General features: G+C 70.6%; 5 protein-coding genes. 4 read left to right on the top strand and 1 reads right to left on the bottom strand.

The window, feature by feature from the left end:
• Nucleotides 1-840: hypothetical protein (locus FJ311_15710; GenBank protein MBM3952880.1), on the bottom strand; the 840-nt coding region annotated here is incomplete at its 3' end.
• Between FJ311_15710 and FJ311_15705 the strand changes: the two genes are divergently transcribed.
• From FJ311_15705 to FJ311_15690, 4 genes are all read left to right on the top strand, one after another.
• The gene (locus tag FJ311_15705; GenBank protein ID MBM3952879.1) at nt 828-2,015 is read left to right on the top strand and encodes an alpha/beta hydrolase; all 1,188 of its coding nucleotides are present in this window, start codon (nt 828-830) and stop codon (nt 2,013-2,015) included. The two genes, FJ311_15710 and FJ311_15705, sit on opposite strands and share 13 nt — an antisense overlap.
• 20 nt (nt 2,016-2,035) lie before the next feature.
• Nucleotides 2,036-3,046 (top strand): aldo/keto reductase, encoded by a 1,011-nt coding sequence (locus FJ311_15700; GenBank protein MBM3952878.1) that lies wholly within the window; start codon nt 2,036-2,038, stop codon nt 3,044-3,046.
• A 120-nt stretch (nt 3,047-3,166) separates the two neighbouring features.
• Nucleotides 3,167-4,009: a hypothetical protein gene (locus FJ311_15695; protein ID MBM3952877.1), complete on the top strand. Its 843-nt coding sequence runs from the start codon at nt 3,167-3,169 to the stop codon at nt 4,007-4,009.
• Nucleotides 3,841-5,440: cation-transporting P-type ATPase (locus FJ311_15690; protein MBM3952876.1), on the top strand; the 1,600-nt coding region annotated here is incomplete at its 3' end. The genes FJ311_15695 and FJ311_15690, both read left to right, overlap by 169 nt.

Below are 5,440 nucleotides of genomic sequence, written 5' to 3'. Positions count from 1 at the left end.
CGATCGGGCGGCGGCGGTTCGCGCGCGCGCGCGTCTTCGGCCGCGGCCAATTCCTCGGGCATGCGCGGGCGCGTGGTTTCGCGCGGCGCGCGCCCGGCCATGGTATCGGCCAGCCATTCGATGAACGTGCGCGCGTTGCGGGCGCCGCTCTTCGGTCGGTTCGGCGGCCTTCGCCCGCGATTTTTTCTCGGCTTCCAGCCGTTCGCGCACGCGCTCGGCGATGCGCTCCGCCGGGGACAGGTCGTCGCCGGGGGAATCTTGAGCGGCGGGCGCGGCGGGCGCGCCGGGGGCGGGGGGCGGCGAGGGCGCCGTTTCGCTCTCCGCGCGCGGCGGTTCGGCCCCCGATCCGGGTTCGTCCGCGCGCATGAGGTTGGCCAGCCGTTCGATCACGGTTTGCGGGCTCCGCTGCGCGCGGGGCGGCCCTTCCGGCGCGGCCGTGCCGGGCGCGGTTCGCGCTTCGCCCTCGTCCCGGCGCTGGGCGCGCGCCGGTTCGGATTTTTTCGCCGCCTTGGGCGCGCCCTTGTCGGCGACGGCGCGCGCGGGCGCGCCCGCGCGGGTTCTTTCCTCGGCGAGAAGATAATTGGCGATTTCGATATGGCCGAGTTCGACCGCGAACTCGGCGGCGGTCAATCCGCGCGGGTTGCGCCAGCGGATTTCGGCGCCGGCCTCGACCTGGCGCTTCACGGCCGCGAGGTCGTCCTTCATCACCGCCTCGAACATCCGTTCGGTTTCGATCGTCTGCGCGCCGAGCGGCGGGGCGATGGCGAGCACGAGCAGCACGGCCGCCGCCCGGAGGACGGCGCGCCCCGGTAGGGGCGCATCATGTGATGCGCGCGTCACGCCGCCAGGCGTGCCGTCGCACGACGATTCGCCCGCGCGTCCCGACCGCCGGCCGAGGGCGAACGCGCCCCGGCCGCGTCGCGATGCCGTGCGGAAAAAGAGCTTCATTTTCGCGGCATATTGCCCCGTTTGCGATAGGCGAACAACAACAGGACCCGGCCGGTCCGGCGCGACGCGCGATTCCGGCTTGCAAGGGGCGGTTCCGGGACGGAAATATCCTTCCGGTCGGCAAACGGCAAGGCGCCGCAACAAACCGGGAGGCGAAAATGTCGCGGGCGATTCGGTCGGCGTTGTGGATAACCTTGGCGATAGTGGTCGCGTGCGCCCCGTGGACGGCGTCGCGGGCGGCCGAGGCGCGGATCGAACTGAAGGGGCTCGGGCTGCTCGGCTATTCGGCGCTCGCCCCGGGCAAGACCTGGAAGGACGGCGCGGTCCTGCTGGTGCACGGCACCATGATGCACGGGCGCATGGATACCATCGCGCACGCGCAAAAGGCGTTGCAGGAACTGGGACACTCCAGCCTGGCGGTGACCTTGAGCCTCAACGTCTCCGACCGGCGCGGCGCCGCCGATTGCGCCAAGCCGCAGACCCACCGCCAGCACGACGCGGTCGCCGAGATCGCCGCCTGGGTCGCCTATCTCAAGGCGCAAGGGGCAAGCGACATCACGCTCTTCGGCCATTCGCGCGGCGGCAACCAGGCGCTGCGGTACATGCTGGAGAAGCCCGATCCGGCGATCAGGCGCCTGGTCCTGCTCGCGCCGGCGAGTTGGGAGGAAATGAGCGTCGCCGGCTACCGCGACGCGCCGGCCGGTTCGCTGCAAAAGACATTGGCCGAGGCGGAGAAGCTCGCGGCGGCCGGGCGCGGCGACGACTTGATGCGCGACGTGCGCCTGATGAACTGCCCGAGCGCGTCGGCGAGCGCCAACGCCTTTCTCTCCTACTACCGCGACGACGGCCTGATGCAATCCCTCGACATGGTCGGCCGCGTGCGCCTGCCGACTCTGGTGGTCGTCGGCACGATGGATACCGTCACCCCCGACATTCCGAAGCGCCTCCGGGGCAAGGCCGGGCCCAACGTCAAGATCGCGACCGTCGACGGCGCCGATCATTTCTTCCGCGACCTGATCGCCGACGAGGCGGCCGAGCACGTCGCCAAGTTCATCTCCGGCCAATAGAAATAGAAACGGAATCCGACATGAAGCTCGTACGCATGGGGCGAAGCGGCCTCGAGGTGTCGCCGCTCTGCCTCGGGACCATGATGTTCGGCGCCCGCACCGACGCCAAGGAAGCGGGCCGCATCGTCGCCCACGCCCGCGACGCCGGGGTCAACTTCATCGACACCGCCGACACCTACGTACAGGGCGAATCGGAACGCATCGTCGGCAAACTGATCGCGCGCGACCGCGACGGCTGGGTGCTGGCGACCAAGGCCGGCAACCCGATGGGCAATTCACCGCTGCGCCGCGGCCTGTCGCGGCGCTGGCTGGTCCAGGCGCTCGACGAAAGCCTCCAGCGGCTCGGCACCGATCATGTCGATCTCTGGTATCTGCACCTCGACGACGAATCGATGCCGCTGGCGGAACCCGTCGCCGCCGTCGCCGACCTGATCCGCGCCGGCAAGGTGCGTTACTGGGGGCTTTCCAACTTCCGCGCCTGGCGCATCGTCGAGGCGGTCAAGATCGCCGAGGCGCAAGGAGCGCCCGCGCCGGTCGCGCTCCAGCCCTATTACAACGCCATGAACCGCATGCCGGAGGTGGAAATCCTTCCCGCCTGCCGCCACTTCGGACTCGGCGTCGTGCCCTACAGCCCGCTCGCGCGCGGGGTGCTGACCGGAAAATACGACCCGGCCAAGGCGCCCGCCGCCGACTCCCGCGCCGGGCGCAAGGACGAGCGCATGATGCAGACCGAATTCCGGAAGGAATCGCTCGTCGCCGCGCAGCAGATCAAGGCGCACGCGGAACGGAAGGGCATGACCGCGGGGCAGTTCGCGCTGCTGTGGGTGCTCACCAACCGGATCGTGACCTCGGTGCTGGCGGGGCCGCGCACCTTCGCCCAATGGAAGGAATACGTCGGCGCCTTCGCCCACCTGGGCGCGCTCGGGCCGGCCGACGAAAAACTGATCGACCGGCTGGTGCCTCCCGGCCACCCTTCGACCCCTGGCTACAGCGATCCCAAATATCCGGTGAACGGGCGGATCGTCGGTTAGCGCGCCGGCCGGTTGACTATCATCAATCCCGGCGCGGGCGGATTCGGCTAGTCTAGTCATACGCGGTTGCGGCATGTGGTCGCACCGCCTTCCCGGCCGCGTCACGGGAACGCCCGCCCCATGATCTATCTCGCCTACGACGGTTCCATCAACGGCGACTGGATCGCCGGCTACGCGGTGACGCTGGCCGCGCACGATCCCGCGCGCCGTCTCGCCATTTTGCACGTCGCCACCGGCGAGTTTCCGCTCGACGACATCCGGGCGAAGATCGAAAGGATCGAACGGCGCGCGATCGCGGTCGATGTCGCCGTCGACGTCGCGGTGGTGCCGTCGAGCGGCGATGTTTTCCACGATCTGCTGGCGCGGATCAGGAATGGCCCCGATGTTGCCGTGGTGTGCGGCGCGCGCGCGCGGGCCGGCGGGCGCGGCTATCTCGCCGGGACCGTGTCCGAGCGGCTGCTCCGCCATCGCCGTTTCGAGGTGGCGGCGATCCGCGTGGTGCAGCCGGGACTGCTCGGCGCGCCGCGGCGCTTCCTGTTTCCGGCGGCGGGCGATCCCCGAGGGCTCGGCGCGGGCATGGATTTGCTCGCGCGCTTCGCGCCGGCCGTCGACCGCGTTCACCTGCTGCACGTCGCGGTCTTGCGGCGGACCGCGTTCCGCCACCTCGGCGCGGACAAGGCCGCCCGGCTGCGGGCCAAGGGCTGGCGCTATCTTGAAGGTGTCGAGGCGGAATTGATCGCCCGCACCGGCTTGGGCGCGGAGCGTATCGGCGTCGATACGGCGGTGTCCGACGATTGGGCGCACGAAACCATCATCGCGGCCACCCGGCACAAGTCGCAACTGATCCTGTTGGAAGCCTCGCGGCGGCATCTCGCCGGCGGCGCGCTGCGCGGCGATCCGCTCGAATTGGTCCTGCGCGACGCGCCGTGCGATGTCGCCGTCTATCGCGGAGGCGACGGGTGAGAGGCCAAATCCACGATATCCCCGTCGCGCAGGTTTTCGACGTCCTGCATTCCCGGCCCGAGGGGCTGAACGCGGCCGAGGTCGCCGAGCGCCTGCGCGAAGTCGGCCCCAACGCCATCGAAATGCGCCGGCGGTATCAATGGCTCGGCAGCCTGTCGCGGCAGTTCACCAACTTCTTCGCCATCCTGCTTTATATCGCGGCGGCGCTCTGCTTCGTCGCCGACCGCCTTCAGCCGGGCGAAAGCATGAACGTGCTCGGGTTCGCGCTGTTCGGCGTCGCCGCGCTCAACGGCGTGTTCGGGTTCATCCAGGAATACCGCGCCGAGCGGGCGATGGAGGAGTTGCGCAAGCTCCTGCCGCAACGGGTGACGGTGGTCCGCGCCGGACGCGAGGACATCGTGGCGGCGGAACGGCTGGTGCCGGGCGACGTGATCCGGGTCGCCGAAGGCGATCGCATTTCCGCCGACGCCCGCCTCATCGAAACCCAGGACCTGGTGGTCAACAACGCGCCCTTGACCGGCGAATCGCGCCCGGTGCGCCTGACCGCGGCGCCGCGCGGAGCGCATGACGAATCCGCCAATCTGCTTTTCGCCGGCTGCACGGTGCGGCAGGGGCGGGGCACCGCGGTGATTTACGCCACCGGCCACCGCACCGAATTCGGCAAGATCGCGACCCTCGCCCACGACGTGCGGCGCAAAGCGTCCCCGCTCGAACGCGAAATCGCGCAAATGGTCCGCGTGCTGACCGCGATCGCCGTCGTCACCGGGGTCGCGTTCTTCGTCTACGGCGTGTTCGCCGGGCGCTCGCTGTGGGCCAACCTGGTGTTCATGATGGGGATCATCGTCGCCAACGTGCCGGAAGGGCTGTTGCCGACGTTCACGCTTTCGCTCGCCATGGGCAGCCTGCGCATGGCGCGGCGCAACGTCCTGGTCAAGGGGCTGAACGCGGTCGAGGCGCTCGGCGCCGTGCAGGTCGTGTGCACCGACAAGACCGGCACGCTGACCCAGAACCGGATGAGCGTCGCGCGCTTGGCCGACCCGGTCGCCGGCGCGGAACCGACCGGCGCGGCGCGGGTCGAGGCGCTGGCGTTGGCGCTGGCCGCTTCCGACGCCCATCGCGTCGCGCGCGGCGGCGCCGCCGACGGCGGGTTTTCCGGCGATCCGCTCGACGCGGCGGTGGCCGAAGCCCACGCCGCCGCCGGCGGCGCGTTCGAATCCGTCGACCGCGCCGTCGTCCGCCGCTTTTCGTTCGACGTCCGCCACCGGCGCTCCGCCGGGATCGCCAAGCGCGACGGCGCGCACGTCTACTGCGTCAAGGGCGCCTGGGAATCGCTCCGGCCCCTGATCGCGGCGGTCGCGGCGCCGGGCGGCGCCGTCGCCGCCGCCGACGCCGCCGCGCTCGCGCGCGCCGACGCCATCGTGCGCGCGCTCG

Source organism: Rhodospirillales bacterium (genome assembly GCA_016872535.1).
GTDB lineage: Bacteria > Pseudomonadota > Alphaproteobacteria > Rhodospirillales > 2-12-FULL-67-15 > 2-12-FULL-67-15.
The sequence above is the reverse complement of the archived record's forward strand: the minus strand, read 5'-3'. Positions and strand labels throughout refer to the sequence as shown.

Bases quoted from the DNA above. Each gene is read 5' to 3' on its own strand.
- FJ311_15705 (MBM3952879.1), top strand. From the start codon at position 828: ATGCGCGCGTCACGCCGCCAGGCGTGCCGTCGCACGACGATTCGCCCG.
- FJ311_15700 (MBM3952878.1), top strand. From the start codon at position 2,036: ATGAAGCTCGTACGCATGGGGCGAAGCGGCCTCGAGGTGTCGCCGCTC.
- FJ311_15695 (MBM3952877.1), top strand. From the start codon at position 3,167: ATGATCTATCTCGCCTACGACGGTTCCATCAACGGCGACTGGATCGCC.